Source organism: Micromonospora sp. ATLC20, assembly GCF_057196585.1.
The window spans coordinates 1-16606 of sequence record NZ_JBXUOV010000042.1 but is presented as its reverse complement, the minus strand read 5'-3'; the positions used below and the strand labels follow the sequence as shown (position 1 = coordinate 16606).

General features: G+C 72.4%; 14 protein-coding genes. 5 read left to right on the top strand and 9 right to left on the bottom strand.

Annotated features, from left to right (window positions below; all coding sequences use genetic code 11):
• Positions 1–114 precede the first annotated feature (114 nt).
• A complete protein-coding gene (locus AC2CHG_RS12090; RefSeq protein ID WP_484524759.1) occupies positions 115–1149 on the top strand; it encodes a hypothetical protein in 1035 nt (344 codons plus the stop codon).
• Positions 1150–1217: 68 nt separating this feature from the next.
• Here AC2CHG_RS12090 and AC2CHG_RS12085 read toward each other — a convergent pair whose 3' ends face one another.
• The 3 genes from AC2CHG_RS12085 to AC2CHG_RS12075 form a co-directional block, all read right to left on the bottom strand.
• Complete coding sequence (locus AC2CHG_RS12085; protein ID WP_318335934.1) at positions 1218–2906, bottom strand: S8 family serine peptidase; 1689 nt, start codon at positions 2904–2906, stop codon at positions 1218–1220.
• Positions 2907–2994: 88 nt separating this feature from the next.
• Complete coding sequence (locus AC2CHG_RS12080) at positions 2995–3693, bottom strand: HAD family hydrolase (protein WP_262013354.1); 699 nt, start codon at positions 3691–3693, stop codon at positions 2995–2997.
• Entirely contained in the window at positions 3690–4652 is a 963-nt protein-coding gene (locus AC2CHG_RS12075; protein ID WP_484524758.1) for an EamA family transporter, read from the bottom strand. The genes AC2CHG_RS12080 and AC2CHG_RS12075 overlap by 4 nt, the downstream gene beginning before the upstream one ends.
• A gap of 72 nt (positions 4653–4724) precedes the next feature.
• Between AC2CHG_RS12075 and AC2CHG_RS12070 the strand changes: the two genes are divergently transcribed.
• Positions 4725–5273: a CGNR zinc finger domain-containing protein gene (locus AC2CHG_RS12070; protein WP_484524757.1), complete on the top strand. Its 549-nt coding sequence runs from the start codon at positions 4725–4727 to the stop codon at positions 5271–5273.
• On the opposite strand, the gene AC2CHG_RS12065 is transcribed toward AC2CHG_RS12070, so the two are convergent.
• The 6 genes from AC2CHG_RS12065 to AC2CHG_RS12040 form a co-directional block, all read right to left on the bottom strand.
• Positions 5237–5836, bottom strand: coding sequence for a GNAT family N-acetyltransferase (locus AC2CHG_RS12065; RefSeq protein WP_262013357.1), 600 nt, complete (start codon positions 5834–5836; stop codon positions 5237–5239). The genes AC2CHG_RS12070 and AC2CHG_RS12065 overlap by 37 nt on opposite strands.
• A gap of 54 nt (positions 5837–5890) precedes the next feature.
• Positions 5891–7300 carry a class II fumarate hydratase gene (locus tag AC2CHG_RS12060; RefSeq protein ID WP_366620131.1) on the bottom strand — a complete coding sequence of 470 codons (1410 nt, stop codon included), beginning with the start codon at positions 7298–7300 and terminating at the stop codon, positions 5891–5893.
• Positions 7301–7344: 44 nt separating this feature from the next.
• Positions 7345–10317, bottom strand: coding sequence for an AfsR/SARP family transcriptional regulator (locus AC2CHG_RS12055; RefSeq protein ID WP_484524756.1), 2973 nt, complete (start codon positions 10315–10317; stop codon positions 7345–7347).
• A gap of 248 nt (positions 10318–10565) precedes the next feature.
• Positions 10566–12233, bottom strand: a complete 1668-nt coding sequence (locus AC2CHG_RS12050; RefSeq protein WP_013288918.1) for a fumarate hydratase — start codon at positions 12231–12233, stop codon at positions 10566–10568.
• 76 nt (positions 12234–12309) lie between these two features.
• Positions 12310–13746: an outer membrane protein assembly factor BamB family protein gene (locus AC2CHG_RS12045; RefSeq protein ID WP_355513297.1), complete on the bottom strand. Its 1437-nt coding sequence runs from the start codon at positions 13744–13746 to the stop codon at positions 12310–12312.
• 72 nt (positions 13747–13818) lie between these two features.
• On the bottom strand, positions 13819–14313 hold the full coding sequence (locus AC2CHG_RS12040) for an Lrp/AsnC family transcriptional regulator (protein WP_262013361.1): 495 nt from the start codon (positions 14311–14313) through the stop codon (positions 13819–13821).
• A gap of 140 nt (positions 14314–14453) precedes the next feature.
• Here AC2CHG_RS12040 and hppD point away from each other — a divergent pair, with 140 nt between their 5' ends.
• The 3 genes from hppD to AC2CHG_RS12025 form a co-directional block, all read left to right on the top strand.
• On the top strand, positions 14454–15659 hold the full coding sequence (hppD, locus tag AC2CHG_RS12035; RefSeq protein ID WP_013288921.1) for a 4-hydroxyphenylpyruvate dioxygenase: 1206 nt from the start codon (positions 14454–14456) through the stop codon (positions 15657–15659).
• Positions 15660–15669: 10 nt separating this feature from the next.
• The gene (locus tag AC2CHG_RS12030) at positions 15670–16374 is read left to right on the top strand and encodes an RDD family protein (RefSeq protein ID WP_262013362.1); all 705 of its coding nucleotides are present in this window, start codon (positions 15670–15672) and stop codon (positions 16372–16374) included.
• Between the two features lie 55 nt (positions 16375–16429).
• The coding region (locus AC2CHG_RS12025; RefSeq protein WP_484524769.1) for a DUF2510 domain-containing protein at positions 16430–16606 on the top strand (177 nt) is incomplete at its 3' end.

Here is a 16606-nt window from a genome sequence, read left to right as displayed (position 1 = left end):
CTATAGCACGCGGACAAGGTGGTGCGGGGGTTGTCCACAGGGCGCGTAGGGTGGCCCGGCTGCGACTGTCCACAGGGGTTCCGATCTCGACCCGTGCGCCGCCACGCTCGTCACATGCCACCTCATCCTCATCGACCACCGGAGTTGGCCTGGCAGGTCTTCCGGGGCTCGGAAGCGATCCGGCGCGGGCTGCTGTCCCGGCATCATCTACGCGGCGCGTCCTGGATCCGGCTCCGGCAGGACGTCTACGCCGACGCGCGACTCGACCGCGACCACGCGCTGGCCTGCCGCGCGGCGCTGCTGCGCCTGCCACCCGGCGCGGCGATCGCCGGTCCGTCGGCTGCCTACCTGCACGGGGTCGAGCACGCCGCGGGCTTCACCGACGACGTGCACGTCCTGCTGCCGGCCACGGTCCGGGCCGACTCCCAGCCGGGTGTCCGGGTGCACCACGCCCCTATGTCGAGCACACGCAGTGGTCTCCTGGTCCCCGTCGGCGCCGCCGCACCCGCCGGCACGAGCCCACCCGCCGGCACGAGGTCACCCGCCGGCACGAGGTCACCCGCCGCGGCACACCTGGCGGCGGACCGCTCGTCTCCCGGCGCGGTGATGATCCTGGCCGGGCCTCCGCCTCGCACCGAGCCGGCCGCCTGCGCTTGGGAGACTGCGGTCTGGGCCGATCCGGTGGAGGCGGTCGGCATCATCGACGGGCTGCTGCGTACCGGTTCGGTGAACCGGTCGGCGCTGGCGAGCGAGGCGGCCCGGAACGCCTGTCGCCCCGGTGGGCGGCGGGCGGTCTGGGTGTTCGGCCTGACCGACGGGCTGGCCCAGTCCCCGCCCGAGTCCCACCTGCGGGTCCGTCTCGTCCTCGCCGGCCTGCCTCGCGCGGTGGCCCAGTATCCGGTGCGGGTGCCGACCGGGCTGATCCTGCACCCCGACCTGGCCTGGCCGGAGTTCCGGGTCGCTGTCGAGTACGACGGTCAGTGGCACTCCGACGCGGACCGGATGCACCTCGACCGGCGGCGGCTCAACCAGCTCGTCGCGGCCGGCTGGCTGGTGCTGCACGTGACCGGCCGCCGTCTGCGCAAGGAGTTCCCCGCACTGGTGCGGGAGATCCGCGCCGCACTGGTGGCCCGGGGGTGGCGGCCGTGACACCCGCCGGAACGCCGAGGTGGCGGCGTCCGGGACCACCGGACACCGCCACCTCGGGGAAACGGTCGTTACGGTCGAACGTTGGGCTTGACCGGGGTCTTCACCGCGGCGTAGGCGTCGACGATGCCGTAGCCGTAGAAGCCGTTGAAGTTCAGCGAGCCCGCGCAGTACGCGTCGAACTCGGCGTCCCGGCCCTCGTTGGTGTAGCTCTGCAGCCGCGGCTCCGGGCAGGCGTGCTCCGCCGCCGTCCGGTAGAGGTGCTGCTCGACCAGGTTCGGCGCCATGCCGTAGCCGTTGCGGCCCTCCTTCTTGCCGTGCTTGCTGACGATCAGCGCCGCCACGCCCGAGACGTGCGGGGACGCCATCGAGGTGCCCTGCAGGTAGGTGTAGTAGCCACACTCACCCTTGGCGGTGCACTGCTTGAACACCGAGTTCTCGAAGCCGGCGACGATGTCGCCGTTCTCGTCGACCGACCCCTCCTCCTGGAGCACCTTCTTCGGGTACGTGGAGAGGATCATGTTGGCGTCGGTGCGGTACGTGTCGGTGCCGAAGCCGTCGCGGAACCAGCCGCCCGGCGCCGCCACCGAGATCTGCTCGGTGCCGTAGTTCGAGTAGTCGGACTTCTTGCCGGACGGGCCGACAGCCGACACGCCGATCACGTGCGGGCCCTCGACCGGCAGGTCCCAGCAGGTCGCGTTGTCGATCGGGCGCGGGTACGGGTCCGCGCCGTAGTCCGGGCTGCTCACGTCGGTGCGCGGCGCGCCCAGGTCCTCGTGGTTGTTGCCGAGCGAGCCGACGAGCGTGACGCCCTTGCGGTGCGCGAAGTTCAGCGCCCGCTTCATGGCCTCGATGACGGTGCGCTGCTCGGCCTGCGCCTCCGGCGAGTCGGCCGGGTTGGCGGTGCAGTTGTAGAGCCACGGGTCGACGTAGAAGGACATGTTCACCACGTCCAGCCCGGACCGGCCCGCGTGCACCAGGGCGTTCACCACCGGGTTGAGGAAGAAGTAGCCGCTGTCCTGGCCACCCTTCAGCTCGACCAGGGAGACGTTCGGGGCCACGCCGGACAGGCCGAAGCCGTTCGCGGCGGCGCCGATGGTGCCTGCGACGTGCGTGCCGTGCCCGCCGTCGTCGGTGCCGACCGGGTCGAGGCAGCTCGCCACCTCGCACGGGCCGTCGACCTCGGGGATGTCCGGGGCGAAGTTGCGCGACAGCGCCCAGTTGAAGTTCGGCGCCAGATCGGGCTGGCTGGCGTCGACGCCGGTGTCCAGGATGCCGACGGTGACGCGGCGGTCGCCCGGCTCGATCTTGCGGGCCTTGTCGGCCCGGATCATGTCCAGACCCCAGAGCTTGTCGTCGAGCGGGTCCATCTTCTTGCCGTTGCCCTTGGCGGCCTTGCCCTTGGTCGCCGCGGCGGCCAGCAGGTGCTCCTGCTCGACCCGGTCCAGCTTCGGCTTGCGGCCGATCGCCTTCTCCTCGGCCGCGCCGACCAGCGCGCCGGCCGCGGTGGCCCGGCTGGCGAAGTCCGCCCGGTCGCTTCTGACCTGGAACAGGCCGACGTCGTCGGTGCGGGCGACGACCTTGCCACCGGCGGCGGTGATCGCGGCGACCGCGGCGTCGCTGGAGACGCCGCTCTCGGCCAGCACGGTGAAGGTCCGGAACTCCGACGGCGCGGCGTTCGCCGGGATGCTCAGGCCGGTCACCGTGAGTGCCAGCGAGGCCGCAGCCGCGACCGCGCCGACGGTGAAGCGCTTGCTCACCACATCAGATCCTCTCGTTGAGGGACGTGGTGTCATCCCACATCACGGGAGCGGGTTCCGCCAGATCGACGTCCGTTATCGGCGGCAACTAGGCATTCGCGCTCATCAAGGTGGCAAGCACCGTGGACAGTCCGGCGAGCGTGGCCACCTCGGCGTCCGGTTCGAGGCCGCGCGGGCGGGGCAGCCCGGCCCGGTTGAGCCAGACCGCGCGCAGCCCGGCCCGCTGGGCGGCGGCCACGTCGTGCTCCGGCGAGTCGCCCACGTGGACGATGCGCGCGGCGGGCAGCCCGGACGCGGCCACCACCGCCGCGAAGAACTCCGGCGCCGGTTTCTTGGGCAGGCCACCCTCGTGCGCGTACAGCTCGAAGGCGAACTGCCCGGTGAGGCCGCAGCGTTCGGCGCGGCTGTTGCCGTTCGTGGCGAAGCCCAGCACGTGGTGCGGGCGCAGCGCCGCCAGCGCGGGCAGCACGTCCGGGAAGGGGCGGCTCAGCGCGTACCGGCGGGCGAAGAACAACGCCGCGAACTCGTCCAGGTCCGCCTCCAGCCCCGCTCGGGCCAGCGACCGGGTCAGCGCGGCTCGCCGGATCTCCTGCACCGGGGCGGCGCCGAGCGCGCCGAAGGCCGCACCCCAGTCCCCCTCCAGGTCCGCGAGCACCACTCCGGCCGCCGCCGGGGTCCGCCGCCGCATCTCGTCGAGTACGGCGACGAGCGCGCCGGTGACCGCCGGGCGCAGGTCGACGAGTGTCTCGTCGGCGTCGAAGACGACGGCGCCGCGTGGCCCGCTCATCGGTCGCCGGTCAGCACCGGCTCGGCCGGCGCCGTCGCCGGCGCCGATTGTGTGCCGCGCAGTTCGTCGGCCCGGACCAGGGCGACGCCGCCGAGGATGAGCACGCCGCCGGCCAGCTGGATCAGGCTGGGCAGTTCGTCGAGCACCAGCCAGGCGATCAGCACCGCGAACATCACCTCGGTGAGCCCGACGAAGGAGGACAGCCGCGCACCGAGCAGCCGGGTGCCGGCGACCCCGGCGAGGTACGCGACCACTGCGGCGATGAGCGACAGCCCGGCGATCGGCACCAGCCAGCTCACCTGGTGCCCGCCGAAGGTGACGTCGGAGGTGCCGGCCGCGAGCGGCAGCGCTCCGATGCCACCGAGCAGGAGCAGCGCCAGCGCGCCGACGGCCATGCCGCCGCTGGCCATCACGACCGAGGGCAGGCCCGCGTCGATCCGGCCGGCGATGACGAAGTATCCGGCGAGTCCCACGCCCGCGCCGAGGCCCCAGAGCACGCCCACCGGGTCGAGTCGTCCGGCGCCGGTGAGGTCGAGGACGAGCACCAGCCCGCACAGGGCGATGATCGAACCGGCCACAGTGAGCAGCCGGGGGCGCTGCCCGTGGACCAGCCACATCCATCCGACCACGAGCACGATGCCGAGGTATTCCAGCAGCAGCGCCACGCCGACCGGGAGGTAGCGGACCGCGTTGAAGAAGCACGCCTGCGCCGTGGCCACGCCGAGCAGCCCGAACAGCACGACGGTGCCCGCGTTGCGGCGCAGCACCGCCCACCTGCCGCGCAGTGCCAGCACAGCGGGGACGGCGAGCACCAGCGCGGCGATGCCGACCCGGGCGATCACCACGGCGACCGCCGACCACTCACCGGTGATCAGCGGGCGGGCGAAGGTGCCCGAGGTGGCGAACGTGATCGCGGACAGCAGTGCCAGGCCGAGCCCGACGCTTGACCGTTCCCGCATCGGCATCTCCCGGTCATGAGTGAAGGAAGGTTATGCTGATGACGCTAGGCGTAGCCTCCGACAGGAGTCAAGTTGCTTTTCGCTCATGACACCGAATGCGCGCTGGTCGGCGCCGCCGCGCTGGTGAACACCGTCTGCGAGGGGCGGGAAGGGCTACCCGACGTGACCGCCCTGGACACCTTCTTCACCGCCTACGGGTGGAGCGGCCGGTTCGAGCACACCGACGCCGAACTGCGCCAGGTCCGCGCGCTGCGGCCCCGGCTGCGCCGCATCTGGTACGCCGACATCGACGAGGTGGTGGCGATCGTCAACGCGCTGCTGCGCGAGTCGCACGCCCTGCCGCAACTCGTCCGGCACGACGACGAGCCGTACCACGTGCACGCCGTGCCACAGGACGCACCGCTGGCGACCCGGATGGCGGTCGAAGCCGCGATGGCGATGGCCGACCTGGTCCGGATGGGCGAACTGAGCCGGCTGCGGCACTGCGACCACCCCGACTGCGACAACGTGCTGGTCGACCTGTCCCGGAACCGGTCCCGCCGGTTCTGCGACGCCGGTTGCGGCAACCGGGCCGCGGTGAGCGCCTACCGAGCCCGCAGGGCCGCCGCGTCCCACTCCTGACGCGTCCCGGGCCACGCGTCGCGGCGCAGCTCGTACTCCACCTCGCCGTGCTCCGTACCCGGGATCGGGTCGTCGAAGGCCAGGTGGAACGTGCGGACGTAGCGCAACCCCGCGCGGGCCATGACCGCGCGGGAACGGTCGTTCACCGCCATCGTCTGGGCCCACACCCGGCGGACGCCGACCGTGTCGAACGCGTGCCGCACCAGCGCCCGCGCGCCCTCGGTGGCCAGCCCGTGCCCCCACGTCGCGCGGCGCAGCCGGTAGCCCAGCTCCGCCTCGGCGCCGTCGTCGGACGGGTCGAGCGAGTGCCAGCCGAGGAACTCGCCGGTGAACCGGTCGAGCGTCGCCCAGCGGCCGAGCCCGGGATGCCTGTCGTACTGCGCGAGCACGCGGGGCAGCACCTCGTCCCGGAACGTCCCGGCCGGGGTCGGCACGCCGCCCGTCAGGAAACGCATGACCTCCGGGTCGGCGTCCAGCGCCACCAGCCGGTCCACATCGTCCGTCGTGAACCGGCGCAGCGTCAGCCGCGCGGTCTCCAGCAACACGCCACCGTCGTCACGCACCGTCGGATCATGCCGCGCCCCCTGTGACGGGTCGAGGCAATTACCGGCGCCGGCTCAGGGGTGGGTCATCCGGAGCAGGTCCAGCGCCTCGTCCAGCTGGGTCTCGGTGAGCTTGCCCGAGTCGACGTGCCCCCGGGCGATCACCACCTCGCGGATGGACACCTGCTTGGCCAGCGCCTCCTTGGCGATCGAGGCGGCCTCGTCGTACCCGAGGTGGCGGTTGAGCGGGGTGACGATCGACGGCGAGCCCTCCGCGTACGCCAGGCAGACCTCGGCGTCCGCGACCAGGCCGGCCACCAGCCGCTCGGCGAACAGCCGGCTGGACGCGGCGATCAGCTTGATCGACTCCAGCAGGTTGCGGCCCATCACCGGGAGCATCACGTTCAGCTCGAAGTCGCCCTGCGACCCGGCGAACGCCACCGCCGCGTCGTTGCCGACCACCTGGGCGCAGACCTGCCGCAACGCCTCGGCCACCACCGGGTTCACCTTGCCCGGCATGATCGACGACCCCGGCTGGAGGTCGGGGATGCGCAGCTCGCGCAGCCCGGCGCGCGGGCCGGAGCCCATCCAGCGCACGTCGTTGGCGATCTTGTAGAGGCCGACCGCGACGGTACGGAGCTGGCCGGACGTCTCCACCAGCGCGTCCCGGGCACCCTGCGCCTCGAAGTGGTTGCGCGCCTCGGTCAGCGGCAGACCGGTCGACTCCCGCAGCTTGCCGATCACCCGGTCGGCGAACCCCAGCGGCGTGTTGATGCCGGTGCCGACGGCGGTGCCGCCCAGCGGCAGTTCGGCCAGCCGGGGCAGCGCCGACTCCAGTCGCTCGACGCCGTAGCGGACCTGCGCGGCGTAGCCGCCGAACTCCTGCCCGAGCGTGACCGGCGTGGCATCCATCAGGTGGGTACGCCCGGCCTTGACCACCGTCTCGAACTCGGCCGCCTTCTCCTCCAGCGCGCCCGCGAGCTGCTTCAGCGACGGGATCAGATCCTCCACCACGAACTGGGTGGCGGCCAGGTGGATCGAGGTGGGGAAGACGTCGTTGCTGGACTGCGACGCGTTGACGTGGTCGTTCGGGTGCACGTCCCGGCCCAGCTCGCGGCTCGCCAGGGTGGCGATCACCTCGTTGGTGTTCATGTTGGACGAGGTGCCGGAGCCGGTCTGGAACACGTCCACCGGGAACTGGTCGTCGTAGCCGCCCTCGGCCACGTGCGCGGCGGCGGTGGCGATCGCCTGCGCCACGTCCGCGTCGATCACCCCCAGCTCGCCGTTGACCAGAGCTGCCGCCCCCTTGATCTGCGCCAGGGCCTTGATCTGGGCCGGTTCCAGCCCGCGCCCCGAGATCGGGAAGTTCTGCACCGCGCGCTGGGTCTGCGCCCGCCACAGCGCCTCGGCGGGCACCTCCACCTCGCCCATCGAGTCGCGTTCGATCCGGTAGCCGGTCGCCTCTGGAGTCGTCACGCCTACCATCCTGCCGCGCCTCCCGGCGGTGTGCAGGGAAAGTGGCGCGGCCCTCAGCCCAACTCCGCCAGCAGCTTCTCCGTGTCCCGCTGGTCCGGCGACTCGACCTGACGGAACAGCGCCAGCGCCCGCGCGGCGTACCGGCGGGCCTGGTCGGCGTCGGTGTGCCGCAGGCAGCGGGCCATGCCGTCGAGCGCACGGGCCTGCTCGTAGCGGGCGCTGAGCCGGGTGGCGTCGCTGAGCACCCGACGGTGCAGGTCCAGCGCGCTGGCGACGTCGCCCTGGTCGAGGATCGCCCGGGCCAGCAGGTTCCGGGACGCGCACTGCCCGACCAGATCCCCCGCGTCGGTCATGGCGACGAGCCCCTCCCAGTGCAACGCGCCGGCCGCTTCCGGCCGGCCCTCCTCGCGTTCCATCATGCCCAGCTCGTTGAGCAGCTCGCCCTCGCCGTAGCGGTTTCCCACCCGGCGCTTGAGTCCCAGGCCGGCGTGCAGCAGGCGACGCGCGGGCCGGTGCTCCCCACGCCGGTGCCGCGCCATGCCGAGGTGGCCGATCGCATTGCCGAGCTGCCGCAGGTCGCCGAGTTGCCGGGCCAGGGCCATCTGGTTGCGGCATATCCGCGCGGCCTCGTCGTAGCGGCCGATCCCGATCAGGGTGAACGACAGGTTGTTGAGCCAGTTGATCAGCGCGGTCGGGTCCGCCAGCCGGCGGGTGAGCACCGCCAACGATTCGAACACCTCGATGGCCAGCCGAGGATGCCCGTCGACTCCGTACGCCGTGCCGAGGTTGCCGAGCGCCCTGCTCAACTCGTCCGGGCGGCCGAGCCGCCGGTAGATGCCGACCGCCACCTCCATCCGCCGGACGGCTTCGGCGAACCGCCCCCGGCGGTAGTCCGCCGAAGCCAGATAGTTGAGCATCGTCGCCACGGCCTCGTCGTCACCCAGACGCTCGGCGGCACGCAGTCCGATCTGGTGTGTCTCCACCAGATCGTCGAGATGACCGCCGTAGAAGTTCATCGCCCAGCCGACCCGGGCGAGCTGCCAGCACTGCCGGAGGAAACCCTCGTTCTCGGCCAACCGGACGAGCGCCGTCATGGTCGGCCTGTTCTCCTCCAGCCACTGACGGCCGAGGCCGGTGGCCGCCGCCACCAGGTCGGGCCGCGCCGGTTCCGGCAGGGGGTGCAGGACGACCGGCTCCAGCGACTTCACGAGGATCGCGGCGACGTGCAGGTGAAAGTCGAGGAGCCGGGCCGTCGCCGCCCTCCGCTCCTCGGGCGACTCGCGTTGCGCGCCGAGCATCCGGGCGTACTCCCGGATCAGGTCGTGCAGCCGGTAGCGGCCCGGTTCCGTCTCCTCGACGAGGTGCGCGTCGACCAGCTCGTCGAGCGCGTCCTGGGCCTCCGGCAGCGGCAGCTCCGCGAGCACCGCCGGCACCCGGTTGTCGGCGTGGACGCCCGGGTGCAGCCCGAGCAGCCGGAAGACCCGCTGCGCGACCGGTGACACCTGCTCGTACGACAGCGCGAAGGCCCGGGCCACCGAGCGTTCGCCGGCGACCAGCTCGGCCAGCGGGTCGGACGCCCCGGACAGCCGCTCGGCCAGATCGGCCACCCGCCAGCGCGGCCGGTGCGCGAGCCGGGCCCCGGCCAGCCGCAGGGCGAGCGGCAGATGACCGCAGCGCCGGGCCACCTCCGCCGCCGCCTCGGGCTCGGCGGTGACCCGCTCCACGCCGGCCACCCGGGCCAGCAGCTCGACCGCCTCGTCGCTGTCGAGCACCGGCAGCGAGGACGGCCGGCCCGCGTCCAGGCCGACCAGCCGACGGCGGCTGGTGATCAGCACCAGGCAGTCCGGCCCGTTGGGCAGCAGCGGCGCGACCTGGCCGGCGTCGGCGGCGTTGTCGAGCACCACCACGGCCCGCCGGCCGGCCAGCTCCGAACGCCACGTCGCCAGCCGGTCCGCCAGGTCGACCGGCACCCGCTCGGGGGGTACGCCGAGCTGCCGGAGCAGGGTGGCCACGGCCGCGGTCGTGGCCACCGGGCTGCGTTCGCTGTGCCCGTGCAGGTCGATGAAGAGTTGCGCGTCGGGAAACCGATCGGCGACCGCGCCGGCCACCTGGACGGCGAGCGTCGTCTTGCCACTGCCCGCCATGCCGTCGATGAGATGGACGCGGATTGCCTCCTCCTCGATCTCCTTCACCAGCCGGGCCACGGTCTGCCGCCGTCCGGTGAAGTCGCCGATCGCCCGTGGCAGCGCCCGCACCGGGGCGCCGGTCCGGCTCTCCGGCCCGCCCAGCGCCAGGTCACCGGCGAGCAGCCGCTGGTGCAGTTCCTGCAACCCCGCGCCGGGCTCGATGCCCAGTTCCTCGGCGTAGATCCGCCGGCCCTCCCGGTAGACGGCAAGCGCGTCCGCGTGGCGGCCGACCGTCGAGAGGGCCAGCATGAGCTGTCCCCGAAGCCGTTCCCGCAGCGGGTTGCGGTCGACCGCCTCGGTCAGCTCGTCGACCAGCTCCGCCGCCCGGCGTAGCCGCAGCTCGACGTCGACGCACTCCTCCAGCACGGCGAGCCGCTGCTCGTCGAGCGCCTGGGCTCGCCGCCGCACACTCTGGGCGGGTATGCCCGCCAGCGCCGGGCCGCGCCAGAGATCCAGGGCGGCCCGGAAGCGGTGCCGCGCGTCGGTCAGCCGGCCGGTGGCGGCCTCGGCTCGGGCCGCCTCGACGGTACGGGCGAACGTCTCCGCGTCGAGGTCGTCCGGCCCCACCCGCAAGCCGTAGCCGGCCGGGTCGGTGACGATCGTGTCGGCCGGCAGCCCGAGCGCCGCGAACCGCTGCCGCAGTCGCGACACACAGATCTGGAGCTGGGTCCGCGCGGTGGCCGGAGGGCGTTCCTCCCAGACGGCGTCGACCAGGTCCTCCACCGGCACCACACGGCCCGGGCGCAGCAACAGCATGGCGAGCACGGTCCGGTCCCGGCCCGCGGTAACTGTGGCTTCGCCACCGCCAAGCCGTAAGGGTCCCAAGATCCCGAACCGCACCCGCGCCCCCGCCCGCCGCATGCAACTTCCAGCAGCGTAGCCCTACGGTCACCGAACGCCTCGTCGAGGCGATAGCGATCCGATAGCGACGGCACCCAGACTCGTCGCGGGTTGTCGGTGACGACATCCGACGGGGGCGGTGCGCCTGTCGGCCGCTCGGTCGGCAGGCGCACCGATGTCGATGCACGACGGACACGCCGAGGGGCGCCCGGGTTCACTCCCGGGCGCCCCTCGCGTACGTCAAGAACTCAGCGCCGGCCGACGGTGAGGACCGGCTTGGTGACCTCGGCGAAGAAGTCGTTGCCCTTGTCGTCGACGACGATGAAGGCGGGGAAGTCCTCCACCTCGATCTTCCAGACCGCCTCCATGCCCAGCTCGGCGTATTCGAGCACCTCGACGTGCTTGATGCAGTCCTGCGCGAGGCGGGCCGCCGGGCCGCCGATCGAGCCGAGGTAGAACCCGCCGTGGGCCTGGCAGGAGCGGGTGACCTGGGCGGACCGGTTGCCCTTCGCCAGCATCACCATCGAGCCGCCGGCCGCCTGGAACTTCTCCACGTACGCGTCCATCCGGCCCGCCGTGGTGGGGCCGAACGAGCCGGAGGCGTAGCCCTCGGGGGTCTTGGCCGGCCCGGCGTAGTAGACCGCGTGGTCGCGCAGATATTGCGGCATCGGCTCGCCCGCGTCCAGCCGCTCGGCGATCTTCGCGTGTGCGATGTCCCGGGCCACGACCAGCGGGCCGGTCAGCGACAGCCGGGTCTTCACCGGGTACTTCGACAGCTCCGCGCGGATCTCGTCCATCGGCCGGTTCAGGTCGACGCGGACGACCTCCTCGGTCTCCAGCGTCTCGTCGGTCACGTCGGGCAGGTAACGCGCCGGGTCGGTCTCGAGTCGTTCCAGCCAGACGCCCGACGGGGTGATCTTCGCCACCGCCTGCCGGTCGGCCGAGCAGGAGACCGCGATCGCCACCGGGCAAGAGGCGCCGTGCCGGGGCAGCCGGACCACCCGTACGTCGTGGCAGAAGTAGCGCCCGCCGAACTGCGCGCCGATGCCGAAGTTGCGGGTCAGCTCCAGCACCTCGGCCTCCAGCTCCAGGTCACGGAAGCCGTGCGCGCTCATCGAGCCCTCGGTGGGCAGCGCGTCGAGGTACTTCGCGGAGGCGTACTTCGCGGTCTTCAGCGCGTACTCCGCGGAGGTGCCGCCGATGACGATCGCCAGGTGGTAGGGCGGGCAGGCCGCGGTGCCGATGAGCCGCAGCTTCTCCTCCAGGAACTGCATCATCCGCGTGGGGTTCAGCAGCGCCTTGGTCTCCTGGTAGAGGTAGGACTTGTTGGCCGAGCCGCCCCCCTTGGCCATGAACAGGAACTTGTACGCGTCGGCGTGGCCGTCCGGGTCTTCGGCGTACAGCTCCACCTGGGCGGGCAGGTTGCTGCCGGTGTTCCGCTCGTCCCACATGGTCAGCGGGGCGAGCTGCGAGTAGCGCAGGTTGAGCCGGGTGTACGCCTGGTAGACGCCGCGCGAGATCGCCTCCGCGTCGGTGCCGTCGGTGAGCACGTGCCGGCCGCGCTTGCCCATCACGATCGCGGTGCCGGTGTCCTGGCACATCGGCAGCACACCGCCGGCCGCGATGTTGGCGTTGCGCAGCAGGTCGAGCGCGACGAAGCGGTCGTTCGGCGAGGCCGCCGGGTCGTCGATGATCGCGCGGAGCTGAGCCAGGTGGGCCGGGCGCAGGAAGTGGGCGATGTCGTGCATCGCCTCGGCCGTCAGCGCGGTCAGCGCGCCCGGATCCACGGTGAGGAACCGGCGGCCTCCGGGGCCGTTGACGACGTCCACGCCCTCGTCGGTGACCAGGCGGTATTCGGTCTGGTCGGGACCGGTCGGCAGCAGGGGTGCGTACGAGAAGGCGGCGGCACTGCTCATGACCGAAAAGCCTAGGGCAGAGCCGTCGATCGGTGGCACCCGCAGGTCGGTCCTGGGACGACCCTCTCACCCGCTGTCACTTGCCGTCGGCGCAGAGTTCCCGTTTCGGCCCGCAACTTCCCTGGTCGCTCGGCGGGCGCCAGCTGCCTCCCGGGTCGGGCGCCACCGGCGCGCCGTCCTGGTCCGGCCCCGGCGCCTCGGACGTGCCGGCGCCCCAGCGGACGTACCCGATCTCCCGCCCCTCGCCGATGATCATGCCGTTCGGGCCGACCGCCAGCGCGTTCGCGGAGGTGCGCAGCTCGACCAGCACCCGGCCGTCCCGGGGCCCGACCGCGATCAGCCGGGACGGCTTCTCCTCGCTGATCACCGCCGCGTACGGGGTGAGCGCCGCGCCGCTCTTGCCGCCCGCCGGGCGGGTCCAGCGGGTCCGGTCGGCCGACAGCTCCCGGCCCAACAGCGAACCCTTGTCGGCGCTGCGCACCACGGCGTAGCGGTCGTCCACGGCGAGCAGCTTCTCGCCGTCCGCGCCGACCTGGAGCAGCCGGCCGTCGTACCCGTCGAGCACCGCCTCACGGCCGTCCGGGGCGACCCCGATGAGGACGTTGCGTCCACCCTGCGGGTCCTCCCGCTGCACGCAGCCGGCGTAGTCGGCGGTGCGCAGGTTGATCCCGGTACGCCGCCACACCTGCTGACCGGTGGCCGGGTCCACGGCGGTGACCGCGTAGTAGCAGCTCCCGTCGCGGGAGGTGGCCTCGATCCGCAGCAGCCGGCCGCCGACCACGGCGAGCCGCTCCTCCCGGCCGGGCTGGACGTTCTGGAGCACCCGGCCGGTGGCGGTGTCCACCACGTGCACCCGCCCGTCGACCGGGAAGCCGAGCAGCGGCGGGACGGACTCCGGCCCGGCCACTCCGCCGTCGATCCGGGTGGCGCCGAGCCGCCGGGTGCCGAGGAGTTCCGGGTTGTCGGCGAGCACGCCGCTGTGCACGCCGGGCAGGAACGCGCTCCACAGCGGAGCGGTGCCGCGCGGGTCCCAGGCGCGCAGTGTGCAGTCGGTGGCCTGCACGCAGTACGCGTCGAGCAGCAGGTTCCGGTAGGTCCAGACGGCGATCGCGCGATCGTCGCGGCGCCGGGTCACGCCGCTGACCGGGTCGAGCACCTCGTACCCCTTGTCGAGCAGCTTGCCCACGGCGACGACCGACTCCCGGCCGCTGCCCGCGACCGCCGACCAGTCGGCCTTGCGTTCCCACAGCTGGCCGCCGTCGGCGAGGTTGCGCGCCTCGATGCGGGTGCGCTGCTCGACGATCACGGTGTCGCCGGCGATGGTGACGCTGCGCGGCGTGCCGCCGACGCGCTGCTGCCAGACCACGTCGGGCTCGCTGATCGGCTTGCTCCGGTCGACCCAGTCCCACAGCGCCGGGAACGGGTTCCAGACGCCTGTCGCGGCGAGTACGACCACGGTGACGAGCCCGAGCAGCAACCAGCCGCGTACCCCTAGGCCCTTCACACCGCACACGGTAGCGACGATCACCGGTCCCCCGGGCCGCGTGCGGTGCGTGTCGCGGCGCTTCTTGAGTGGCCCGGGGTGTTAAGGGCCGCCGCGGGCGGCGGAGCGGACCAGCGGCAGCGTGCGGTACGGGATCTGTTCGGCCAGCGCGATGATGGTGGACGCGCGCCGGATGCCCTCCGAGGCGACGATCTGGTCGATGACCCGCTGGAGGTCGGTGTTCGACCGGGCGACGATGCGGCAGAGCAGGTCGCTGGAGCCGGTGATGGTGTGCGCCTCCAGCACCTCGGGGATCGCGGCCAGGTGCGCGGTGACCTGGTCGTGGCCGTGCCGCTGGCTGATCTCCAGGGTGACGAAGCTGGTCACCCCGAACCCGATCGCGGCGGGGGTGATGTCCGGCCCGAACCCGGTCACCACGCCCCGGTCGACGAGCTTGTCGAGCCGGGCCTGGACCGTGCCGCGGGCGACGCCGAGGCGCCGGGAGCACTCCAGCACGCCGATCCGGGGCTCCTCCGCGAGCAGTTCGATCAAGCGCGCGTCGAGCTCGTCGAGCTGTACATCCTGACCAGTGTTCATGGTGTCCGACGGTACCGAATGCACAACCTGACCAGGAATTACGTCAACTGTTGCCCAACTCACCGCGGTCCGTAGATCCTCGCCGGAAGAGCACATCCACGGCGGCCCCCGAGGCCGGCCGGTACGCGAGGGAGGCCACCATGACCCAGGCGATCGACCGACCCCAGTCGACCGAGGAGGTCGACGTCGACGCTCTCGTCGGCGCAGTCGACCACGACATCACCCGCGACCCGTTCCCGGTCAAGGGCATGGACCACGTCCACTTCCTGGTAGGGAACGCCAAGCAGGCCGCGCACTACTACTCCACCGCGTTCGGCATGACCTGCGTGGCGTACCGGGGGCCGGAGCAGGGCTACCGCGATCACGCGCAGTACGTGCTCACCAGCGGTTCGGCCCGCTTCGTGCTGACCGGTGCGGTCCGCCCGGACGCCGACGGCGCCGAGCACGTGGCGAAGCACAGCGACGGCGTCTCCGACATCGCGCTGGAGGTGCCGGACGTGGACGCCGCGTACGCGCACGCCGTGGCGCAGGGCGCGACCGGCCTGGTCGAGCCGCACGACGTCAGCGACGAGCACGGCACCGTGCGGATGGCGTCCATCGCCGCGTACGGCGACACCCGGCACAGCCTTGTCGACAGGTCCCGCTACACCGGCCCGTTCCTGCCCGGCTTCGTCGCTCGCGGCCCGATCGTGGACCGCCAGCCGATGATCGACGCCGGCCTCCAGCCGAAGCGGTTCTTCCAGGCCGTCGACCACGTGGTCGGCAACGTGGAGCTGGGCCGGATGGACGAGTGGGTCGAGTTCTACAAGCGCGTCATGGGCTTCTCGAACATGGCGGAGTTCATCGGCGACGACATCGCCACCGACTACTCGGCGCTGATGAGCAAGGTCGTCGCCAACGGCACCCGCAAGGTGAAGTTCCCGCTCAACGAGCCGGCCGTGGCCCGCAAGAAGTCGCAGATCGACGAGTACCTGGAGTTCTACCAGGGCCCCGGCGCCCAGCACATCGCCGTCGCCACGAACGACATCCTGGCCAGCGTGGACGCCATGCGCGCGGCGGGCGTCGAGTTCCTGGACACCCCGGACTCGTACTACGAGGACCCGGAGCTGCGCGCCCGCATCGGCAACGTCCGGGTGCCGATCGAGGAGCTTCAGTCCCGCAAGATCCTGGTCGACCGGGACGAGGACGGCTACCTGCTCCAGATCTTCACCAAGCCGGTGCAGGACCGCCCCACCGTCTTCTTCGAGCTGATCGAGCGGCACGGCTCGCTCGGCTTCGGCAAGGGCAACTTCAAGGCCCTGTTCGAGGCGATCGAGCGCGAGCAGGAGAAGCGCGGGAACCTGTAACACTGTCCGCGTGACCCAGCCTCCTCCGAACCCGACGCCGCCGCCCGCCGGTCCTCCACCCGCGGGCGGCGGCTTCGCGCCGCCCGGCGGACCGGCGGTGCCCGCGCAGCACGTTCCCCCGGGGTACGCCGGCCCGCCCGGCTACCCACCGCCCGGGTACCCCCCGCCCGGGTACGCCCCGGCGCCCCTCCCGCCTCCGGTGGCGCCGAACGGGCAGCCGCTGGCGAGCTTCGGTGACCGGCTGCTCGCCTACCTGATCGACACCGCAGTCGCCATGGCGGTGACGATGGCACTGTTCCTGCCGGTCTTCTTCCTCGTCTTCGTCCGGATGATCGACGAGATCGAGCAGGCCGGGCCGAACGGCCCCGACCCGGCCGAGCTCTGGACGGGCGTGCTCCTGCCGTTGTTCGCCGCCGAGCTCGGGGTCCTGCTGCTGATGCTCGCCTTCTACTGGGTCTACCACGTCGAGTACGCCCGCCGGACCGGGCAGACGCTGGGCAAGAAGGTGATGAAGCTGCGGATCGTGCCGCTGCAGCCGGACGCCGCGCTGAGCCGGGGGATGCTCGGCAAGCGCTGGGTCGTCGAGTTCGCCGGCGGGATGTTCGTGCCGTTCCTCAGCTACCTCGACGGTTTCTGGCAACTGTGGGACAAGCCCTGGCAGCAGTGCCTCCACGACAAGTTCGCCGGAACGGTCGTCGTTAAGGTTGGCCCGTGAGCGCGAGGAGTGAGCCGGGTCTGCGAGCCCCGCAGTCGGGAACAAGGACGGCATCGTGAGTTTGGAACCTGGCTGGTACGTCGACCCCGCCGACACGGAGACCCGCAGGTGGTGGGACGGCGAGGGCTGGATCGGCGCGCCGATCCCGGTCGACGTCACCCCGCCCGACGGCCCGCCGCCCCCCGAACCGGAGCCGGCGCCGGCCGCCGCGACGCCCGCCGCCGGCCAGCAG

Excerpts from the sequence above, each read along its gene's own strand:
- AC2CHG_RS12090 (WP_484524759.1), top strand. The coding sequence starts at position 115 with ATGCCACCTCATCCTCATCGACCACCGGAGTTGGCCTGGCAGGTCTTC.
- AC2CHG_RS12080 (WP_262013354.1), bottom strand. The coding sequence starts at position 3,693 with ATGAGCGGGCCACGCGGCGCCGTCGTCTTCGACGCCGACGAGACACTC.
- AC2CHG_RS12075 (WP_484524758.1), bottom strand. The coding sequence starts at position 4,652 with ATGCGGGAACGGTCAAGCGTCGGGCTCGGCCTGGCACTGCTGTCCGCG.
- AC2CHG_RS12060 (WP_366620131.1), bottom strand. The coding sequence starts at position 7,300 with ATGGTAGGCGTGACGACTCCAGAGGCGACCGGCTACCGGATCGAACGC.
- AC2CHG_RS12050 (WP_013288918.1), bottom strand. The coding sequence starts at position 12,233 with ATGAGCAGTGCCGCCGCCTTCTCGTACGCACCCCTGCTGCCGACCGGT.
- AC2CHG_RS12040 (WP_262013361.1), bottom strand. The coding sequence starts at position 14,313 with ATGAACACTGGTCAGGATGTACAGCTCGACGAGCTCGACGCGCGCTTG.
- hppD (WP_013288921.1), top strand. The coding sequence starts at position 14,454 with ATGACCCAGGCGATCGACCGACCCCAGTCGACCGAGGAGGTCGACGTC.